The 21694-nt window shown below is 35.6% G+C and carries 19 protein-coding genes; 9 read left to right on the forward strand and 10 right to left on the reverse strand.

The genetic code is table 11. From position 1 onward, the window contains the following. Positions 1–72 precede the first annotated feature (72 nt). The gene (gene trhO / locus ACZZZI_RS15165; RefSeq protein ID WP_463489903.1) at positions 73–1029 is read right to left on the reverse strand and encodes an oxygen-dependent tRNA uridine(34) hydroxylase TrhO; all 957 of its coding nucleotides are present in this window, start codon (positions 1027–1029) and stop codon (positions 73–75) included. Positions 1030–1131: 102 nt separating this feature from the next. Next, entirely contained in the window at positions 1132–3579 is a 2448-nt protein-coding gene (locus ACZZZI_RS15170) for a DUF5686 and carboxypeptidase regulatory-like domain-containing protein (RefSeq protein WP_316756748.1), read from the reverse strand. 243 nt (positions 3580–3822) lie between these two features. Between ACZZZI_RS15170 and kbl the strand changes: the two genes are divergently transcribed. From kbl to ACZZZI_RS15185, 3 genes are all read left to right on the forward strand, one after another. Beyond that, positions 3823–5013, forward strand: a complete 1191-nt coding sequence (gene kbl, locus ACZZZI_RS15175) for a glycine C-acetyltransferase (RefSeq protein WP_344767229.1) — start codon at positions 3823–3825, stop codon at positions 5011–5013. A 189-nt stretch (positions 5014–5202) separates the two neighbouring features. Next, on the forward strand, positions 5203–5541 hold the full coding sequence (locus ACZZZI_RS15180) for a hypothetical protein (protein WP_463489904.1): 339 nt from the start codon (positions 5203–5205) through the stop codon (positions 5539–5541). Positions 5542–5628: 87 nt separating this feature from the next. Beyond that, positions 5629–6906, forward strand: a complete 1278-nt coding sequence (locus ACZZZI_RS15185) for a WG repeat-containing protein (protein WP_463489905.1) — start codon at positions 5629–5631, stop codon at positions 6904–6906. Between the two features lies 1 nt (position 6907). On the opposite strand, the gene ACZZZI_RS15190 is transcribed toward ACZZZI_RS15185, so the two are convergent. Further along, positions 6908–7225 carry a hypothetical protein gene (locus tag ACZZZI_RS15190; protein WP_463489906.1) on the reverse strand — a complete coding sequence of 106 codons (318 nt, stop codon included), beginning with the start codon at positions 7223–7225 and terminating at the stop codon, positions 6908–6910. Positions 7226–7632: 407 nt separating this feature from the next. Between ACZZZI_RS15190 and pheS the strand changes: the two genes are divergently transcribed. From pheS to ACZZZI_RS15205, 3 genes are read left to right on the forward strand one after another with little or no spacing between them, the layout of a single operon-like run. Next, entirely contained in the window at positions 7633–8673 is a 1041-nt protein-coding gene (gene pheS, locus ACZZZI_RS15195; protein WP_463489907.1) for a phenylalanine--tRNA ligase subunit alpha, read from the forward strand. After that, a complete protein-coding gene (locus ACZZZI_RS15200) occupies positions 8673–9089 on the forward strand; it encodes a Rieske (2Fe-2S) protein (RefSeq protein WP_316756759.1) in 417 nt (138 codons plus the stop codon). Before pheS ends, ACZZZI_RS15200 begins: the two co-directional genes overlap by 1 nt. 1 nt (position 9090) lies before the next feature. After that, positions 9091–9666 carry a TetR/AcrR family transcriptional regulator gene (locus ACZZZI_RS15205; RefSeq protein ID WP_086547471.1) on the forward strand — a complete coding sequence of 192 codons (576 nt, stop codon included), beginning with the start codon at positions 9091–9093 and terminating at the stop codon, positions 9664–9666. Between the two features lie 73 nt (positions 9667–9739). On the opposite strand, the gene ACZZZI_RS15210 is transcribed toward ACZZZI_RS15205, so the two are convergent. From ACZZZI_RS15210 to carA, 3 genes are all read right to left on the reverse strand, one after another. Beyond that, positions 9740–10816 (reverse strand): ABC transporter permease, encoded by a 1077-nt coding sequence (locus tag ACZZZI_RS15210; RefSeq protein ID WP_344767224.1) that lies wholly within the window; start codon positions 10814–10816, stop codon positions 9740–9742. Between the two features lie 148 nt (positions 10817–10964). Next, positions 10965–11729, reverse strand: a complete 765-nt coding sequence (locus ACZZZI_RS15215) for an ABC transporter ATP-binding protein (protein ID WP_316756763.1) — start codon at positions 11727–11729, stop codon at positions 10965–10967. 181 nt (positions 11730–11910) lie between these two features. Further along, positions 11911–13023: a glutamine-hydrolyzing carbamoyl-phosphate synthase small subunit gene (gene carA / locus ACZZZI_RS15220; RefSeq protein WP_316756764.1), complete on the reverse strand. Its 1113-nt coding sequence runs from the start codon at positions 13021–13023 to the stop codon at positions 11911–11913. A gap of 35 nt (positions 13024–13058) precedes the next feature. On the opposite strand from carA, the gene ACZZZI_RS15225 reads away from it, so the two are divergent. The 3 genes from ACZZZI_RS15225 to ACZZZI_RS15235 all read left to right on the forward strand — a co-directional run bounded on the left by ACZZZI_RS15225 (position 13059) and on the right by ACZZZI_RS15235 (position 14955). After that, entirely contained in the window at positions 13059–13232 is a 174-nt protein-coding gene (locus ACZZZI_RS15225; protein WP_424057614.1) for a hypothetical protein, read from the forward strand. Between the two features lie 97 nt (positions 13233–13329). After that, a complete protein-coding gene (panB, locus tag ACZZZI_RS15230; RefSeq protein ID WP_316756766.1) occupies positions 13330–14145 on the forward strand; it encodes a 3-methyl-2-oxobutanoate hydroxymethyltransferase in 816 nt (271 codons plus the stop codon). A gap of 123 nt (positions 14146–14268) precedes the next feature. Further along, on the forward strand, positions 14269–14955 hold the full coding sequence (locus tag ACZZZI_RS15235; protein ID WP_316756838.1) for an RluA family pseudouridine synthase: 687 nt from the start codon (positions 14269–14271) through the stop codon (positions 14953–14955). A gap of 63 nt (positions 14956–15018) precedes the next feature. Here the strand turns inward: ACZZZI_RS15235 and ACZZZI_RS15240 are convergent, their stop codons facing one another. From ACZZZI_RS15240 to ACZZZI_RS15255, 4 genes are all read right to left on the reverse strand, one after another. After that, the gene (locus ACZZZI_RS15240) at positions 15019–15492 is read right to left on the reverse strand and encodes a hypothetical protein (RefSeq protein ID WP_463489908.1); all 474 of its coding nucleotides are present in this window, start codon (positions 15490–15492) and stop codon (positions 15019–15021) included. A gap of 78 nt (positions 15493–15570) precedes the next feature. Further along, complete coding sequence (locus tag ACZZZI_RS15245) at positions 15571–17013, reverse strand: glycoside hydrolase family 30 protein (RefSeq protein WP_463489909.1); 1443 nt, start codon at positions 17011–17013, stop codon at positions 15571–15573. A gap of 108 nt (positions 17014–17121) precedes the next feature. Then, a complete protein-coding gene (locus ACZZZI_RS15250) occupies positions 17122–18546 on the reverse strand; it encodes a RagB/SusD family nutrient uptake outer membrane protein (protein WP_463489910.1) in 1425 nt (474 codons plus the stop codon). Between the two features lie 11 nt (positions 18547–18557). Then, positions 18558–21470 (reverse strand): SusC/RagA family TonB-linked outer membrane protein, encoded by a 2913-nt coding sequence (locus ACZZZI_RS15255; RefSeq protein ID WP_463489911.1) that lies wholly within the window; start codon positions 21468–21470, stop codon positions 18558–18560. Positions 21471–21694 lie beyond the last annotated feature (224 nt).

Consider the following 21694-nt stretch of genomic DNA (forward strand, 5'->3'; position numbering starts at 1 on the left):
GAAGTTTATCAAATGCTGATTTTTTATACTTATCTGCACAAGAAATAATAAAATTAAAAATGCAGTTGTTATCTAAACCACTGCATTTTTAACTTGTTTAGCACTAGCTACTGGCTGGGGAACTTTTACGTAGTAACCAGTGCCATCGTATTGTCGTTTACGAGGATTAGTTGTACATGGAACTGAACAACAGCCTTGCAATTCATCTCCGCACTCATCGCATTGGGTAATGTGCTCATTACATTCTGGATTCGCACAGTTAATCATTTTGGGAGTGGTTTTTCCGCAATTAAAACAAACGGAAACAATTGTTGGATTTACCTCATTAACATCAACAGCAATTCGGTTATCGAAAACATAACATTTACCTTCGAAATCCTTACCTCCAGCTTCTTTACCATATTTAATAATCCCACCATGAAGCTGGTAAACATCATTAAAGCCATGATGTAGAAGTAGGGCAGATGCTTTTTCGCATTTTATTCCACCAGTACAATAGGTTAAAATTTTCTTGTCTTTATATTTTGCAAGTTCATTAATCTGCTCTGGAAAATCGCGGAAATTTTCGATATCCAAAGTAACTGCATTTTTGAATTTGCCTAAATTGTGCTCATAGTTAGAGCGAACATCTAAAATAATAACATCTTCATCATCTTTCATTTTCATGAAATCGACAGGTTCTAAATGCTTACCAGTTTTTTCGTTTGGATTGATGATGGAAGTATCTCTTAAACCCGAATGCACAATTTCAGATTTATAACGACAATGCATTTTAATAAAAGAAAGTTCTTCTACATCGTCAATTTTGAACTCTGTTTTTGCAAACCTTTCATCAGCATGAATAGCTTCCATATAAGCTTTACAAGATTCAGCAGAGCCAGAAACTGTGCCATTTAAACCTTCATTGGCAACGATAATGCGGCCAACTAAACCTAACGATTTACAGAATTTTAAGTGATCGGCAGCGAATTGTTCTGCCTCTGCTATGTAACTATAGCAATAGTAAAGTAGTGTTTGATATTTTTTCATAACGCTGTTGATACCGTTGCAAACGGCGTTTAAAGCGGGGGCAAAGATAAGAAATTAAGCTTAAAGACCAAAGCACAAAGCTTTAGCCTTCAAGCTTTGTGCTTAAAATCCGTAAGAAATTCTAAACCCTTGTGTTAGTTTTCTGCCACCATCGTAAGCAAAACCATAACTTACTCTTAATACTAAACGTTGTAAGCCAAAGTAAAACTCTTTATAGTTTCTCTTTTCTGGGGAAGATAAATAACCACCACCAATAAACTCTTCGAGCTTCGCCTTGCGTAAAAGTGGTACTTTATTTAAGAAAAAGCCTGCAAAATTATGTTCTGCATGAGCTTCGAAGTATTGCTGGTTGGTGCTAAACTGATAGAAATCGAGATATTGAAACTTTCTTAAGTTTGGTGGGAAAATGGTTGAAATATTACCTGCAAAATGTTTGAAATCGGGGTAATACAATTGATTATTATTTATAAATTTTCCAGCTCCAACCAAAAACGATGAATAGCCCCATAAGCCTAAGCTAATTCTATCCTGATAAACTTCTGCTTTCACGAAATCATAATCTACATTACTTCCTAATAAATCTTTAAACCCTTTTTTATAAAGTACCGTTATTCTTGGATATTTCGATTCGGTATAAAACTTACCATCTGGACGGGTAATATATTGCTGGCCTATTGTATAAGTTAAGCTTGCGGTTGCACTAACCGATGTATAAGTTGGAAAAAGTGGTGTTTCAGTTGTCGGTGTAAACGGATTATTCGAGGTAAATTCTCGTTCCTTGTTATCGAAAAATTTAAAATCAGATGAATTTGTTAAAGTATGATTTCTGGCGTAATCTAAACTCAAAGAACCTTGTAATCCACTCGCTAATTCGCGGGTTGTATTCAAATTAACAAAGGTTTTTTCATAAAATTTAGGGAAATTCTTTTCATAAAGTAAAGAGTTAATCGTGTTTCCCAAGGCGGTCATCGAGCCAAGATTATTCAAATCGAAAATACCATTACCAAAAGATGCACCAACAGTTGCTCTTTTTAACGGGTCGTAGTAATAACTGCCCGTTAAACTTCCTGTAAGCTTTTGATTAGCAAATCCATATCTCAACTCAGGTCTGATACTATAATTACGACGATTTTCGAACACTTTTCGATAAGTTACACCATATTTTATTGCAAAGCCTTCAACAGTATTGTAAAATATAGAACGTAAAATTGGGTCGAAAGAAATGTATTCTTTATCAAAACGATCGTTAATACTATAACCTCTAAGTAAGAGTTTTCCGATTCCGAATTTATTATTATCCTTTTCAAGGGAATCTAAGTAGGCTTTAGATTCTTTCCTTTTGGCAATACTATCTTTAACAACATAATTAATTTTCTCATCAGGTGTTAACGGTATTGGGCGGTTGTTTGTCCAGTAAATCGAATCTTTCTTGTTAACCATTTCGGTAACTTTCAAAATTTCCCCACTAAAAAATTTCTTCGGAAAAACAGGTGAGATGTCGTAATTGCTGTAAACGCCAACGTAATAACCAGCAAATTTAAAGCCTAAAACATTTCCATTAAACTGGAAATTAATACTCGTAGGCATGTAAACCTCTTTAACCTTTGTAAATTGTTGATTGATGCTTAAAGTATCAATAAAATTAATACCAGCGCTTTTTGTTAAGTATAAATCGGTATTGTAAATTCTCCAGCTATCTTCTATAATATAAATAATACCTCTAAAAACTGGGTCGTTTTGGCGACGGGGAATTACCTCTATTTTATTAACAACTTCTCCGTTTTCGCGTGTTTCGCCTAAATATTTGTATTTGTAATAAAACATTGCATTATCTGCAATAGGCGAAATAAAACCTCTCGAACTTAATGTGTTTTCAAGTAAATAGTTATCGTAAAAATTAATAATTAAATCCGATGCTTTGTTAAAACTGAAAGCATTGTTTCTGCCCGCAACTTTCGATGAAATCATTTCTTCGTGTACTTCGTTTGGTCGTTTGAAACTGAATTTACTTTGCGATTCTGAAAGGTAAATAATCCCTTGTCTGTTGGTGTCAAGCTCCATTACCTTTCTAATATCCTGACCCATAAATTTTTTAGGTGCACTCCTTAAGCGTTGTACTCCTTTAATGTAAACATCACAAGTAAAAGCGTTTACTTCTTCCAAATGAATTTTTCTTTGCTTTATCGCTTTGCGGATAATTTCGTATGCTGGATCTTCGGCATTACCTTTAATAGTAACATTATTTAGCGTGTAACTTTCTGAAGTTAAAGAGATGTTTAACTCTTTTGAAGCAATTAAATTAAGGGTATGTTCTTGTTGTTTATAGCCAATTGCTCTAAAATTTAAGGTGGTTTCGCCTTTATTTAGTTTTATTTCATACTTACCATCAACATTTGCCGATGTACCTTTTGTTGTGCCTTTAATAGAAACAGAAGCAAAAGGAACAACTTGTCCACTAATATCTTTTATTATACCATTTACGGTAAATTGTTGTGCGGAGGCAAAATTATAAAGGAAACAAAAGATTATGAGGCTGAAGATTCTGATCATGAGTGTTGACTAGTTACGCTATAAATATCGAATAAGTTTTTACACTATACATATAGTTAGGTGTTAAAGTTTGTTAAGGTGAATAAAAATTAGCTGTACGTTGCAGATTTTACTTCAGAAAATTCATGATTTTATCAAATCGTCAAACGTTTGTTTTCGAAATTTCAGCATTAAATGCTTCAAATTACAGCCGTGAGTAGTTTTTTTTATAACTTTGATAACAAAATCAACCAATAAAAAGCCATGTATAAAACATTACAACCTGTTCTTCAAAAAGAGCTTGAAGAAATTGAAAACGCAGGATTATTTAAACGTGAACGCATAATTATTACTCCACAGGGTGCAGATATTAAAGTAAGCGGTGGTGCAGAAGTTATAAATTTTTGTGCAAATAATTACTTAGGCCTTTCTTCTCATCCAAAGGTGATCGAAGCGGCAAAGAAAGCAATTGATGATCATGGCTATGGAATGTCTTCGGTACGTTTTATTTGTGGAACACAAGATGTACATAAGGAATTAGAAGCGAAAATTTCTACTTTTTTAGGTACGGAAGATACCATTTTATATGCGGCAGCTTTTGATGCGAACGGTGGCGTTTTTGAACCATTATTTAACGCTGAAGATGCGATTATTTCTGATGAATTAAATCATGCATCGATTATTGATGGGGTCCGTTTGTGTAAAGCACAACGTTTCCGTTATAAAAATGCAGACATGGAAGATTTGGAAAAGCAATTAATTGCTGCTAAAGATTGCAGACATAGAATTATTGTAACTGATGGTGCTTTTTCTATGGATGGTTCGGTTGCACCTTTAGATAAAATTGCGGATTTAGCTGATAAATATGAAGCTTTGATCATGATTGATGAATCTCATTGTTCAGGTTTTATAGGTAAAACTGGTCGCGGTACACATGAGCATTTTAATGTGATGGATCGTATTGATATCATCACCGGGACTTTAGGTAAGGCTTTAGGTGGTGCATCTGGAGGTTTTACATCTGGTAAAAAAGAAATTATCGATATGCTGCGCCAACGTTCTCGTCCTTATCTTTTCTCAAACACATTAGCGCCAGCAATTGCAGGTGCATCTATCGCTGTTTTAGATATGTTAAGCGAAACGACTTCTTTAAGAGATAAGTTGGAAAGCAATACTAAATACTTCCGTGAAAAAATGACTGAAGCTGGTTTTGATATTAAACCTGGTTTTCATCCAATTGTGCCTGTTATGCTGTACGATGCTAAAATTGCACAAACCTTTGCAGCTAAAATGTTGGAAGAGGGTATTTATGTAATTGGGTTTTTCTATCCAGTTGTTCCTCAGGGAAAAGCAAGGATTCGCGTTCAGTTATCAGCTGGCCACGAGCAACATCATTTAGATAAAGCCATTGCCGCATTTACCAAAGTTGGTAAAGAACTTGGCGTAATTAAATAAAATTTTTTCAAACGGAACATTGTAAATCGATGTTCCGTTTTTCTCTATTGTTATCTGTGTCTTTGCAACATCAATTTAAAATTGATCAAAATGTCGCACAGAATCTATATTTATAATGTCGCCAAGCCGACCCAGAGTCAGCAAACTGATGTAATGGTTAGCGAGTAGGGTTACGAAGTGCCACTTTTATTGCAAGCCTTACTGGTAGATGGAGGTTTTATTGATGATAATACTTACAACAACCACGTAAACTTCAATAACCAAGGTTTGTATTTCAATGCAAAACCTTGTATCGATCATATTAAAAAGATTTACTTACTTATTGAAAATCAGCATCATGGATTGGTGGATAATTTGGAGACTTTTCTATCGGCCAAAGAAAAATTATTCGCGTATTTAGATAAGTTGGAAGAGGTTCATTTTCACTTAGATGCCTGGGATGTATTCAACATGACCAATAAAGGTCACGAAGCACAAGCCAAGCAATTACTTCTTGATATTCAACAAAACAATGCCGTATTTACCTGAGCACTAGAAGCAGATGATGTTTCTTTAATCGATTTTAATGCTTTTAATAAAAATGCTACCCTAGGTTTCGATAGCTTTAAAGCGCTGTTGAATTATCCTGATTACGAGTATGGTTGGGTTCACATTTGGCGAGAATTTGAAGAAGAGGCTGATGTAGAAATTTTCGAAATGGATGGTCTTTGGGGTTTAAAATCTGAAGAGGGAAACATATTATTCGAACCTTTTTTTGATGAATTTTATGGTTTCGAACAAGGTACTACTGCCGTTGTAAGTAAGGCTGGTAAATTTGGCTACATCAATAAAACAGGTAAAATAATTATTCCACTATCTTATGATGATGCTTTTGATTTTGAGGGTGACTGCGCCATCGTAAAACTGGATGGCAAATTTGGCTTAGTCAATTTGGATGGGCAGATAAAGATGGCGCCAATACATAACGATATATATCTTATTTCTGCTCCCAACATATTTTACTGCGCCAAGTTAGAGGAGAAATACGGAATTATTGATGTTAATAGTAACAGCATTTTACCCTTTGAATTTAATAACAAATTTGAAGCTGATGAATCGGGCAAATTTTTCTACGTAAGGGAAAATGATAGTGAGAATAGCTTGGCTTATGCTCATCAGTTTCTCTTACTAGGGCGATACGATCCAAAACTCATCAACGTAATTGAGATGGAGATGGGCGAAACCATCGTTTATGAGGTTAAAAAGCATCAGTATGCAGCAGCAAATCTATTAATTTCTGATAACGGACTCGTTTTAATTGATGGTTACCAAGAGATTATTGAATTTTATACTGACGTTTTGTTGATTCGAAAAAACAATAAATTTGGTCTTTATAAAACGGACGGTAAATCAGTTTTAGGTTTTGAATGTTATAAAATTGAAGATTTAAATGTATCGTTCGATGTTCCTGTAAATACGTTTTTTAAAGAAATTACTGAAGAAAACATTTATAAGCCTTATTGCGTTTTGAAACTCATTGTCGATTATAAAAATGGATTGTTATTCCATATACAAGGTTTTAATTCAGTCGTTTTTCCGTTAATTTATGACGATATCAAATACATTGGAGATGAATTTTTTGGTGTCAAAAAAGGCCATAAATGGGCTGTTTTCGATATTACAAGTAAAGCTTTTAGCAATTTTATCTATGATGAATTAATTAATGTTATTTCCTATTCTGGCATTGCTTACAGCTTGAAAGAGGACATGGTTTATATGATTGCAAAAACTGGCGTGGAACTGGCCAATAAGTTCCATTTGCGAGATTATGTAGATGCAAACGGCGATTACGATTATTATTATTTCACTACAGAAATCCAAGAGAAGATACAATTCTATATAGATTCTAATTGATTTAAGTAATTTGTTGAGCCCTCATTTGCTCAACAATTAAACACATGAGCTGCTTTGAAGCATATACTTCATGAATCCAAATGTCTATATCCTCAAAAAGATAGTATTGTTCGTCAATTAAATATAAAGTCGTTTTTCCTTCTATACCAATTAAAGCCTCTATTTGTTTAACGTTTCGTGTTTTCAGTACTTGGTATCTTGCCGTTTGATAAGTATGGCGTATCATCTCGTCCATCCAATTCGAACCCAATAAATCGCTGAGTTCTGCTGTATTTAATAAGTTAGCCTTATTTAAACAATCGGTTCTAAAATTACACATTCAATAAATTTATAAAATAATGCAAACTTATCAATTCATTTTATCAGCATTTACACTGCCCTTTGCTCTGTTTTTGCTTTTATCGAAGTTAAAAAACTTAGGCGGCGACCGTGTTTTTGTTTTAATGATGTGTTCTGCATTTCTATGGTTGACTGCACTTGGGGCAACAATATTATATGTAGTGTCTAAGTATGTTTTTACTAAAATAGAATTCGGCTATTGCTATTTATTTTCATTAGGTTTTGGACTAGGAGTTTTAATAATTTGGACCATATTCAAATCTCATTTTACCAAGAAATGACTTTTTGTGTGACATAGTTCATTTTGTTGTAAGAAATACGTTTAAATATGGTTTTTGAACCGCTTTCGATTAAATTTATTAGATTATTTGCTGTATCTTTGAAGCCATGTTACAGGACAAAATAACACAGTACTCAGAAAAAATCAATGCTTTCGTAACGGAGAAAGCTGATGAATTAGAGCAGTTTCGCATCAAATATTTAGGTAGTAAAGGTATCATTAAAGAGATTTTTGAAGAATTTAAAACGGTTTCTACGGAAGAGAAAAAATCTTTGGGGAAAGTTTTAAATGAATTTAAGCAACTGGCTGAATCAAAATACCAAGCTTTAAAAGAATCAACTGAAGGAGCTGCGTCGAAAACAGAAGAGTCTGCTTTAGACATGACTTTGCCTGGCGAAGGTTTTGAGATTGGTTCTCGTCATCCACTAGCTTTGGTTCGTCGCGAAATTGTAGAGATTTTTGCAAAACTAGGTTTTACTGTAGCAGAGGGTCCTGAGATTGAAGACGATTGGCATAATTTCTCCGCTTTAAATTTCCCGGAAGAACATCCCGCAAGAGATATGCAAGATACTTTCTTCATTAAAAAGGGTGGCGAAAAGGGAGACATCGCTTTGCGTACGCATACTTCATCGGTACAGGTACGTATGATGGAACAAGGGCAACCGCCATTCCGTGCCATCATGCCAGGACGTGTTTATCGTAATGAAGCTATTTCGGCCAGAGCACATTGCTTTTTCCATCAAATAGAAGGCTTGTATGTGGATGAAAATGTATCATTCGCAGACTTAAAGCAAACACTATTTTATTTCGTACAAGAATTATACGGCGAAGGGACAAAAGTTCGTTTCCGCCCGTCTTATTTCCCTTTTACAGAACCATCAGCAGAGATGGATATTTCTTGTACCATTTGTAAAGGTGCAGGTTGTAACATGTGTAAACATAGCGGCTGGGTAGAAATTTTAGGCTGTGGTATGGTAGATCCGAATGTTTTAGAAAACTGTGGTATCGATTCGAAAAAATACAGCGGCTTTGCCTTTGGTATGGGAATAGAGAGAATTACAAATCTTAAATATGTAATTAAAGATTTGCGTTTATTCTCAGAAAACGATGTTCGCTTCTTAAAGCAATATAAATCTGCTTTAATATAATGATGAAATATTTATATAGCGCATTATTTGTACTTGTATTATTTACAGGTTGCGGAAAAGATGAAGGCTATATTCCAGAAGTTGGGGTAAGTTTTAGTATGCCAACAAGCGACCCACGATTAAGCAGGTTGAGCAGTCCAGGTGGTGCAGTAATTATTAATGGCTATGGAATAGCTGGTTTAGTACTTTACCGAAGAACGGATAACAGATACGTAGCTTTCGATCGCTGCAGTAGCGTAAATCCCGAGCAAAAATGTGCTGTAAATTTGGATGACCCAACAATTACGGTAACCGACCCTTGTTCTGGTGCGAAATTTTTACTGGAAGATGGAAGTCCAGTAAAAGCACCTGCGGTAAGAGGTTTAAAACAATATACAGTGGCTATATCTGGCCAAAATTTACAAGTAACCAACTAGAATGGAAGCCGAAAAAATTAAGGAGACTGTAAAAAAGGCAGCTAAAGAACTTTTTAGAAAATACGGATACCACAAAACAAGTGTAAACGAAATAGCTAAAAAGGCACGCATTGCTAAAGCAACTATTTATAAATATTTCGAGAGTAAAGAACAAGTTTTAGATAGTATTTTAATGGATTATCTAGATCAGAATTTGTACGAAATTTTGCATAATAAAGTAAGTTATGCATCAGAAGAAGAGCATTTAAAGGCTCTGGTAATGAAAACCAGTCGACTTTCTTTTACTGCCTGCAACGAATTTATCGGTTGGGATTTTGTTCGCGAGAATGCCAATTCTCAGGAGTTTTTAAAACATCTTTCTGATCAACTTGAGGCACTTTTATTAGCTGCTTATTTGCAATTGGATAATTTTAAAAATAATCCAGCTCGTAGAGAAGGTTTAGCCTTTCTACTTAAGGCGAGCAAAAGTATTGTTTTCTCATTTGCATTTACTTCGGTTAGCGATTCTGATGTTCGTAAGAACTTTGTCAGTTTTCAAAAGGAGATTTTACCATTTTTGGTAAAGGCAGCTTTATAGTAAGAAATTATAGTTTAAATAAAAATGGGATATTGTTTGTAGCAATATCCCATTTTTATTAAAGCTTTTTTTATTATTCCCACTTGAATACTTTTACCGCAACAGCGTAAATTCCGATTCCCCAGATTACTAAAATCATTATCTGAAATTTAACATCCCATAAACCTAGGCCTTCAAAAGCTACTTTACGCATTGCGTCGTTTAAATAAGTTAATGGTAAAGCTCTACTGATCGGTTGCAACCACGTCGGGAATGCTTCTATAGAAAAGAATGTTCCTGATAATAAAAACTGTGGTAATGTTACGATATTGGATATTGGCGGAACCATACTTTCGTTTTTTGCAATGCCAGATATAATGAAGCCAAATCCCATGAATACAATTATCCCGAGTGTGGCTAAAATAAGCATATTGAGAACGGTAAGCACGCCGTTAACTAGTGTAAACCCAAAGAAGAAATGACCGATTAAAATGATAAATAATGCACCTAGTAGCGCGAAGCCGATTCTTGCAATGCCTTCGCCAATTACAATGCTCGAACGTTTTACAGGTGTTGCAAAAAAGCGTTTAATTACCAATGTTTGGCGTAAACTCAAAAACACAAAGGCAGTTCCGAAAACGCCCGTACTTAATAAAGAGAAGCCCAACTGTCCTGGTAAAATAAAGTCGATGGTTTTGTATTCGCGACCATGAACGGTACTTTCTTTAATCTCAGCAACTGATGGCTTTAATTCTTTATCGTAAAACAAATTGTTTAAAACCGATTTAAGGATATTGCCTTTATCCATTGAAGCCGATGTATAAACAACATTAACAGAATACGCAACCGAATTTACCTTTTTGTGTACATCAATCATGGCATCAACATTTCCTTTTTCAAGTAATTTGTCGTAATCTGCTTTTGATTTATCTTTTACCAGGCGAATCATGCCTGTTTTTTCTAACATACCAATAACAGGGTTATTTATGTCGGAGCCAGGTGTAATGCCAACATCGATATGCGTGCCGCCGCCACCTAAAAAGCCAAATACGAGGATAAAGATTAAGGGAAAAGCAAGTGTAAAAACCACTGCCGAAGGGCTTCTCATGATGGAGCGAAAGCTTGCCTTTGCTAATGCCAGTGTTGCTGTTGTATTGCTGTATTTTTTCATTTACTATTCTGATTAATAGTTGTATTATTTTGTGTTTTTAAACCCGATTGGAGCGGCAGCCCCCGATTTTCTCGGGGCTAAAGCGAAAAGCGGGATTAACTTTAATTGAAATGCAGGTATTGCTTTTCGATATAGGATTAGCTCTGGTTTATTCTCGCCACTCTTTGCCTGTAAGATTGATGAAAACGTCTTCTAGATTGGCTTTTTTAACTTCTTTTTTGCGCTCAAAACCACTGTTAACTAACTTATCGATTAAATTATCTGGTGTATCTAAAGCGATGATTTGTCCACGTTCAACAAAGGCAACACGGTCGCAAAGCTGTTCCGCCTCATCCATATAATGTGTAGTAATTACCACCGTTGTTCCTGCATCGCGAATTTCGGTAATCAAATCCCATAAATTTCTTCTTGCCTGCGGATCTAAACCTGTGGTTGGTTCATCTAAAAAGATAATTTTAGGCTGATTTATTAAGGTTGTTGCGATAGAAAAACGTTGCTTTTGTCCACCCGAAAGTGCTTTGTATTTGGCTTTTGCTTTATCTTGAAGATTTACTTTCTCCAGCATATCCATTGGCTTAATATCTGCTCCGTATAAACCTGCAAATAACTCCAGCAGCTCTACAAGGTTTAAATTTGGATAATAACCAGCAGCTTGTAATTGTACGCCAATAATTTGCTTAATATCGTGTGCTTGCTTATCAACCGAAAAACCATCGACGATTATTTCACCTGATGTTTTGGCTCTAAGGGTTTCGATAATTTCGAGTGTTGTGGTTTTGCCAGCACCGTTAGGGCCCAATAAACCAAAAATTTCATTTTCGTAAACTTCAAAACTTAAATCTTGAACAGCGATAAAATCATCGTACTTTTTTACCAGATTTTTAACACTGATAATGGCTTTGTTTGTTTCCATATTACGAATGTAAGGAGCTTTAAATGAATAGAAAATCAATTTAATCAGTTATAACGAAAATGTCGGTAAAATGATGCTTTTGGTAGGTGAGGTTTGCTGTAAAACAAATCTGCGAATCTTCGGCTCTTTTATAGCCATAGATTCGCAGATTTTATAATTTGATTTAAGCTTTTGGCTTAAATTACCAAGTTAATTTACCAGTCATTACATCAACAAAATCGTCGAATAAATAACGAGAATCGTGTGGGCCTGGCGAAGATTCTGGATGATATTGAACTGAGAATGCTTTTTTACCTTTAACACGAATACCTTCGATAGATTTATCGTTTAAGTTTAAGTGGGTAATTTCAACTTTATCAGAGTTTCTAACCTCATCAGGTACCACACCAAAACCATGGTTTTGAGAAGTTACCTCGCAATGGTTTTTAATAATATTTTTAACTGGGTGGTTTAAACCGCGGTGACCATTGAACATTTTCATGGTACCAATGCCGTTTGCTTCTGCCAATAACTGGTGACCCAGGCAAATACCAAATAGTGGTTTATCTTCCTCTAAAATTTCTTTAATGGTTTCTACTGCGTATGGCATTACCGAAGGATCGCCAGGGCCGTTTGAAATAAAGTAACCATCTGGATTGAATTTTTGCATTTCTGCAAATTTTGTTTTTGCAGGGAAAACCTGAACATAAATATCGCGGTTTTCAAAACTGCGAAGAATGTTTTTCTTGATGCCTAAATCTAAAGCAGCAACCTTTAAACTCGCTTCTGGATTTCCATAAAAATAAGGCTCTTTAGTACTTACTTTTGATGAAAGTTCTAAGCCTTCCATTGATGGAACTTCAGCTAATTTTTTCTTTAATTCCTCTAAATCGGTAATTTCTGATGAGATGATAGCGTTCATTGCACCTTTATCTCTAATATGACGAACTAAGGCACGAGTATCAATATCAGAAATTGCAACTAAATTATCGTTCTGGAAATAATCCTGAATAGATTCTGTTGCTTGTTTTCTACTATAAACAATGTTATAGTTTTTGCAAACTAAACCAGCAATTTTTATAGAATCAGACTCGATTTCTTCTTTCTGGATACCATAATTCCCGATATGAGAATTGGTGGTAACCATAATTTGTCCGAAATAACTTGGGTCGGTAAAAATTTCCTGGTAACCTGTCATCCCGGTATTAAAACAAATTTCGCCAGTAGTGGTTCCAATTTTTCCAGCAGCTTTGCCGTAAAAAACTGTGCCATCGGCCAGTAATAAAATCGCAGGTAACTTGGTGTAGTTAGTCATGGTAATTACAATATGGATTTTGATTTAAAAAAGAGTTGAAAAAAGAATGGCTTTCGGCATTAAAGCCGTTTTTGCGGGGTGCAAAAAAAGATGAATATATCCCTTCCATTTCGGGGTACAAAGATAGGATTTACGATTGGGAATTTAAAGAAAAAAATGAAATAAGGTTAAAGCTAAAAGCAGAAAACCGAGAAACCCGATTTGGATAAAAATGATTTAAGGCTGAGATTGCTTTAGTCTTTTAACTTTGGTCTTTCGGCTTAATTAAAGAAAAAACAATACTTTTGGTGCAACAAAATAAAAGCCATGTCGGTACATAAAGAAATAAAAAGAATAACCACACACATTTTGCAAGAAATGAAACAACGTGGTGAAAAAATATCAATGTTAACAGCCTACGATTATTCGATGGCTACCATTTTGGATGATGCAGGTTTGGATGTTTTATTGGTTGGAGATTCGGCTTCGAATGTTATGGCTGGGCATGAAACCACTTTGCCCATCACTTTAGATCAGATGATTTATCATGCTGCATCGGTAATTAGAGCGGTTAAGCGTGCTTTTGTTGTGGTCGATTTACCTTTTGGTTCTTATCAGGGAAACTCTAAAGAAGCTTTAAATTCTGCAATCAGAATTATGAAAGAATCTGGTGCTCATGGTGTAAAATTAGAAGGCGGAGAAGAGATTATTGAATCAGTTCAACGCATTATTACTGCAGGCATACCAGTAATGGGGCACCTGGGTTTAACTCCTCAATCTATTTATAAATTTGGAACATACACAGTTCGTGCTAAAGAAGAAGAGGAAGCTAATAAATTAAAAACAGATGTTTTAGCTTTACAGGCAGCAGGTTGTTTCGCAATCGTTTTAGAGAAGATTCCTGCAACTTTGGGCAGAGAAGTTTCGGAAAGTTTACACATTCCAACAATTGGCATTGGCGCTGGAAATGGCTGCGATGGTCAGGTTTTAGTGGTAAATGATATGATTGGTTTAACCAAAGGCTTTAAACCTCGTTTCTTACGCCAGTATATTAATTTATATGATGATATTCTGGGTGCTGCGCAATCTTACATTCGCGATGTTAAAGCGAACGATTTCCCTAGCGAGAAAGAACAATATTAACCATCCCAGCACTCTGAAGGGCAGTTAAAAAACTTTTCTCAAAATAATTAATGGATTAAGTATTTATGCAATTTGATAAAATAAATATGAACTTAAGTTCCCCTTTTGGGGCGGAGGGGTTTTATGCCAATTACCGATAAAGACATACTTTTTGAAGATAATCACCTAATTGCGATAAGTAAAAGGGCAGGAGATATTGTACAGGTTGATGAAACTGGTGACGAACCTTTAGATGAGCAGGTAAAAAAGTACATAGCTAAGAAATATAATAAACCTAATGGCGCCTTTTTGGGTGTTGTACATCGCTTAGACCGGCCAGTAAGCGGTGTAATTCTTTTCGCTAAAACGAGTAAAGCACTGGAAAGGATGAATGCCGTTTTTAAAAATCGGGAGGTAAAGAAAACTTACTGGGCGGTAGTAAAAAACAAACCCGAAAAAGAATCAGGAACGCTCGTTCATTGGTTGGTTAAAAACCCGCAAAAAAACGTTGTAACTTATTATAATACCGAGGTTCAGGGTTCGCAAAGGGCAGAACTTTCGTATCGTTTAATTGGACAGGTTGGCGATTATTTTCTAATTGAAGTTGATCCGTTAACGGGTCGTTCTCACCAAATTAGGGTTCAGCTTTCATCTATGGGTTGCCCAATTGTTGGCGATAATAAATATGGTTATCCACGAGGAAGTAGAAAAGGAAGTATTTGCTTACATGCAAGGAGGTTAAGGTTTTTGCATCCAGTTAAAAAAGAACCAGTTGATATTTTTGCCAAATTACCAGTAGATGGCTTTTGGGAAAGATTCGAAAACCTATAAAAACTTATTATCGCGTATGCGGTAATAAAAAGGCTCGCTTCATTTTGAAGCGAGCCTTTTTGCTTATTTGCAATTTGTATGTTCGAAAATTATCGATTTACCAAATGTTAATTTGCTTATGTTTTTAAATTTCACATCACCATTTACCTGATAAACATCTCCATACCCTTCTAATAGGGAATCTCCTTGTTTTACCCAAACAACCTGCCTTCTAGAATAAACACCTTCTGACTGAAATTTGTAATCTACAATAATGGTGTCTCCTCTAACTATTCCATAAATTGGGCCGCTATTTTTATCTTTTCCATCAAGGCTGTAAGTAAGCTGACCTAAAATTTTATCTCCTCCAGTACTGTAAATTCTTAATGTTGCTAAGTCTTTATCTTTATTGTAAATATAACACTCATCAGGTTTTGAGTACTCTGAAACATGATCACTCATAATACTGGAGTCTAAAGTACTTTGCTTTTTACTATCACTTTCGCAAGAAGCCAGGAACATGGATGTAGCAGCAATAAATAGGAGTGATTTTTTCATTTTAACGGGATTGAGTTAAGAATTAAATGCTTTTTCAAATTTAAAATTAACAAATCTGATTAAATTTCACCAATATATTTACCAAAGATAAGTTGCAGCCGCACCTTTTTCTAAAGAGCTGGTAACAATTTTGCCGTTGTATTTAATGTTGAAAGAGGTATCAGAATTGTTATTATTGCAAACAATTAATACCGTTTTACCATCAGGGGTTTTGAATGCAACATTTTGCAAATTACCAACTATGTTCGATGCTATACGTATTGAGCCTGGTTTAACAAATTTGGAAGCATGAGCAATTACATAATATGCTACATTTCTACTAACTGCAGGCGCAATGGTAATGGCACCTAAACAAGTTGTACATCCTCCTTTATCGGTATGTGGATTATAATTTGGATCGGCCGCTAAATTCCACTCTAAAACATTACGACTCCAATTGCGTGTTGCTCCAATTATTAATGTAGAAACATGCCATTTTAAATCTTCTGAAAAATTTGATGGACCACCAACCCATTGCTCAGTAAAATAAATATTTTTATCGGGGTGAGCATTATGCACTTGAGTTAATGCAGAAATATTGCCTGCGTATAAGTGAAAAGCAGAACCATCTACATATTTTTTAGCTTCAGCATCGTTCAAAATTGCGATTGGATATTCAGGTTTATCTGCATTATGATCGTAAACAATAATTTTTGTAGTTATGCCTGCGGCTTGAAATGCTGGTCCTAAAACTTTGACAAATTTGGCCTGATCTAACGCTTCCATATACATACTCGGATTATTACCTGGGTGTAAAGGTTCATTTTGAGGCGTAATGGCATCGATTGTAATGCCTAAAGCTTTCATCGCCTGGATATATTTAATTAGATATTTCGAATAAGCAGCATAATATTCTGGCTTTAAGCTTCCACCAATTAAACTCTTATTAGTTTTCATCCAGGCGGGTGCAGTCCATGGCGAACCTAAAATTTTAATCGAAGGATTTATAGCTACAATCTTTTTAAGTATCGGAAGTAAATCAGCTTCCTCTTTTGATAACGAAAATTTAGCTAGATTTTCATCAGTTTCACCATCAGGTAAATCATTATAGGTAAAGGCTGATGCACTTAGATCAGAAGCACCTATGCTAACTCTTAAATAACTAACTGCGATAGCATTATCGGCTGTGCCAAATAATTCATTTAATAATTTGTCTTTATCGGCTGCAGGAAGTGCGTTGATTAAACTTGCACTACCACCTGTTAAAGTATAACCAAAGCCATCAATACTTTGAAAACTGGTATTTGGATCAACCTCTATGGTCGGATTCGCATTTGTTGCGTCAGAAAAATTTAAGGCTATGTTTTGCTTGCTCAATAATTGCGATTGATCTCCTTTAGTAAGCCAGAAAGCCACTTCGGTTTTTACAGGTTCGATAGGAAATGTGCTGCCTGTGTTAGTACTTTTCGTGTTGCTTTTTTTGCAGGCGCATCCAGTAAAAATAAGACTGCTGAGTAAAAATATGCTATAGGATAATTTCATTTGGAATTCAGTTTAGTGAATAGAGTAGATTTTTTAAAGGTTCGTTTGTCTAACATTTCGTATTTAAAACAAAAGGCGACAATTGCCGCCTTTTGTTTTAAAACCCTACTAACGTATGTTAGGGTTTCTATCCATTTCCGCTTGCGGAATAGGGAAAAGTAACTTGGCTGCGGTAACATTATAATTTAAATTAGCACCGCTTCCATTTTTTTGTGCATTCATCACGGCAATTGCTCTGTTTGTTCTTAATAAATCGAACCAACGCTGGCCTTCGAAGGCAAGTTCTAAACGACGCTCTTTTTCTATAGCTAATCGCATTGACGCTTGATCGTTGGCAGGTGTAATACCTAAATTCACACGACCACGAATTTCATTAACAATAGGCGCAGCTGTAGACCATCCAGAAGCACTCAACTCATTTAAAGCTTCTGCTTTTAATAGTTTGATATCAGCAAGGCGAATGATGTAAGAATTTGCTAAATCATCATTGCGATATTTGTTAATAAATGGATAGTTAGATTTTGTCCAATAATCGTCAGACCATCCTTCAGTGCTAACGTTTTTAAAACTCGTACTTGAGTTTTTACGGATTACATCACCTTCCGCATCAAATGCTGCTATTAAATCGTTGGTTGGTGTGCAAAAACGCTTCCATCCTGTACCAACAATTACACCAGTCATCCAATTTCCACGACCACTAGGGCCGCCCCATCCGTCGTATTGCATTTCCCAAATAGATTCGCTGTTATTTTTGTGTGCGCCATCAAATAATTGATCAAAAGAGCCAATTAAACTGTAGCCACCGTTTATAGTAGCATCGGCATATTGTTGCACTTTAGCCCAATCTGGATTAGGTTTAGAAGCATAAACCTTTGCTAATAAAGCGTTAACAATTCCTTTAGTAATAATACCTTTATTAGGAGCGGTTGTACGCACATTTGGTAAGGCAAACTCCAAATCCTTAATAATCTGTGTATAAACCTCATCAACAGAAGAACGTGGTTTTTGCATTTCTTCTAATGATGTTGGTGATTTTAATATTAGTGGCACACCGCCCCATAATCTTACTAAGTGAAAGTAAAAATATGCTCTTAAAGTTGAAGCTTCGCCTAAAATCTGGTTTCTTCTGCCATTGGCATCTAAAGCGGCATCCTTAATATTTGGAACGTTTTCTAATACTTCATTCGCATTTTTAATATTCGAATAAAGCCCTGACCAATCGCGGCCAACATTACCATTTGTAGAATTTGCTGTAAATAAATCGATTTGAATGTTAGCAGGATTATCACCACCTGCATAAGCATTATCAGATGTTACATCTCCATTAACCATGTAATCCCAGATATGGTAATCATTGTACATGCCTCCATAGGCTCCAGCCATTAATTTTTCTGCTCCTGCAGCGGTTGTAAACGCTACATCACCTGTTACCTGATTAAATGGTTGTTTCTCCAGAAAATCTTTTTTACACCCGCTTTGCAAAGTGATGGTTAATGCTGCGGCTGCTACTAACGAATATATATATAGTTTCATTTTTTTAATTCTTAAAATCCAACATTAATACCAAATAATAAACTTCTAGATTGTGGGTAAGTACCATAATCTACACCCATTGCAGGGCCGTTCGCCGAGTTTACGTTAACTTCTGGATCTAAACCTGAATAATTGGTAAAGGTTAATAAATTGTAGCCAGTAGCAAAAACAGTAAGCTTACTCATTTTTAATTTTTCTAAAAATGATGAACCAAAACTGTAAGATAACGTCGCTGTTTTTAAACGTAAGTAAGATGCATCTTCAACAAATCGGCTAGATGTTAATGAATTTTCTGAGCTACTTCTAAGCGCTTTTGGAATATTGGTAATCTGTCCTGGAGTAGTCCATCTGTTTAAAACTGCAGCCGATTGATTTTTAGAATCAAACATACCTTCTATATCAATTCTTGAAGCATTAAATAACTGACTTCCTTGTACGCCCTGGAAAAACAAATTTAAGCCCCAATTTCCATATGACAAGCTATTTGTAACTCCATATATAAATTTTGGCTGAGCTGAACCAATGAAAGTTCTATCGCCTGGGTCAGCAGAGCCAGTAACGCCATTTCCATTTGTATCAGCATACTGTGCAGCACCAGTTGCAGGATTTACGCCTGTAAACACATAACCATAAAAACTTCCAAGAGGTTTGCCTGCTACCACGCGGACAGCAGCATCACGCTCATAAATTCCTGCAAAATCTAAAGATTTAGTCGTTTCACCTAAATCAGTTACTTTGTTTCGGTTAATAGAGAAGTTTAAGTCGGTACTCCACTTAAACTTATCACGATCGAAGTTTTTTGTTGATAAAACAAATTCTAAACCTTTGTTTTCCATTGCACCAATGTTGTACGCCTGGCTACCAAAACCCGATGATGGAGGTAGTTGCACATTAATTAATAAATCGTTTGTTTTCTTTAAGTACGCATCAGCAGTAAATGTAATGCGGCTGTTAAACATACTTAAATCTAAACCAATATTTGTTTGAGTGGTTTTTTCCCACGACAGGTTATTATTAGCTGGGTTTTGCAAATTGTATTCGCCTTGAGCATTTACACTGTAAAGTTTTAAATAGGCGTAATCTCCAATTCCCTCATCATTACCAACTTTACCCCAGCTTCCACGAATTTTTAAATCGTTGATGGTTTTGCTGTCTTTCATAAAGTTCTCTCCAGAAATTCTCCAGCCTGCAGAAAATGAAGGGAAGTATCCAAAACGGTTCTCTTTCGCAAATCTCGATGAACCATCGGCTCTGAAGTTAGAACTAAATAAATACTTACTGTCGTAAGCGTATGTGATACGGGCAAGGTACGATTGTTTAGACCATTGCGCTCTTTGCGGAATAGTTAAGGCTACAGATGGTGCTGTAGGTCTGCCCGATACATCATAAAAACGAGTTAATTCGTTATTGCTATATTTCCAATCTGATGATTGTAATGTATAACCACCAGTTGCAGTGAAAGCATTTTTACCAACATTTTTTGTATAGTTTAATATGTTTTCGTTTAACCAAACATGGTCTCTGGTTGTGTTATCTCTATAAACACCCCTTTCCTGGCGGCCATAAGTTGTTAAGAAGTTATCGGTAAAGTAGCGATAGAAATTCTTGTTAGCGTTTGTACTGATTGTAGATTTAAAGAATAAATCTTTCGTAAAATTTACCTGAGCACCAAAAGCGCCAATAAATCTAAAATTACGTGTTCTGTTGTTCGAACCAAAAGCCAAAGCTAATGGGTTATCCCATCCGCCAGCGTTTGGAATAGTAGTGTATTGGCCATTGCTTTCGAAAATGCCTATAGTAGGAGGGGTTGTTAAAGCACCAAGAATAACACCACCACGAGAAACACTGCTGTTATCCCCAACATCAACGGAAGTGCTTGAAGTTAAAACTGCATTACCTGTTAACTTTAACCACGAAGTTATATTCTGACTACCATTAAAGTTTGCTGTTATGCGGTCTAATTTTGCAGGTGCAACCACACCTTTATCTTGTTGGTAGCCCGTAGAGAAATAATACTGACCACCTTTAATTCCACCAGAAATTGATGCCTGATACTGGTTTTGAGTACCTGTTTTAAAGGTTTCCTTTTGCCAATCAGTGTTATTGTTGCCACCGAAAGTCGTGTAGCCTAACTCTTTCATTAAAGCAATATATTGCTCACTGTTTAATACATCTTGAGTTTGCCAGAAATTAGAAAAACCTGTAAAAGCATTAAATGCAACCTTTAATTTTCCTGAACTACCTTTTTTAGTTGTAATTAATACCACACCGTTTGCACCACTCGAACCATAAATAGCCGCCGCAGATGCATCCTTTAGAATGGTCATGGATTCGATATCGTTTGCGTTTAGGAAACTTGCATCTCTCGAAGTAACACCATCAATTACATAAAGTGGACTGTTGGATGCAGTTATCGAAGTATTACCGCGAATACTGATTGTAATGCCAGAACCTGGTTTGCCAGATTGGGAACTAACCTGAACACCTGCTGCACGACCTTGTATCGCTTGAAGTGGATTGGTGATCGGCTGATTTTCTAAATCTTTAGATGAAACAGATACAACTGATGTAGTTAAATCCTTTTTAGTAGTAGTGCCATACCCAATAACTACAACTTCATTTAATTGCTGATTATCATCAGACATAGTAATGTTAAGTGTCGTACTATTATTTACTGGCACCTCGATTGATTTATATCCAATAAATGAAAGTTCTAATGTCGAATTTTGTGGAGCTGAAATGGAGAATGTACCATTATCTGCTGTAGACGCACCTAGATTTGTGCCTTTTACTTTTACCGATACGCCTGGTAACGGCAGGCCTTTTTGATCCTTTACCTCCCCTTTGATGGTTGTATTCTGAGCCATACTGAAAGAGACGGCACAAAGAAAAAATACCATTAGCAACGTAAATTTTTTTCTCATAATTTTTTGGTTTGTTAATATAATTATGAAGTAAAGTTACTAAGGATTAAATGTTAATTCCAAGCATTTTGAATGTTGAATTTTATTTAAGATGTTGATATATAGTGTTTTATAGTGATTTTGATACGCTTTAATACCATCCCGATTTACACTCGCTCTGGCTTGATTATCAGGCTTTAAGTGCCATTAATAACTTAGGTGGCGAATGCATTTTTATACGCTTA

The organism is Pedobacter sp. AC190 (assembly GCF_979258025.1).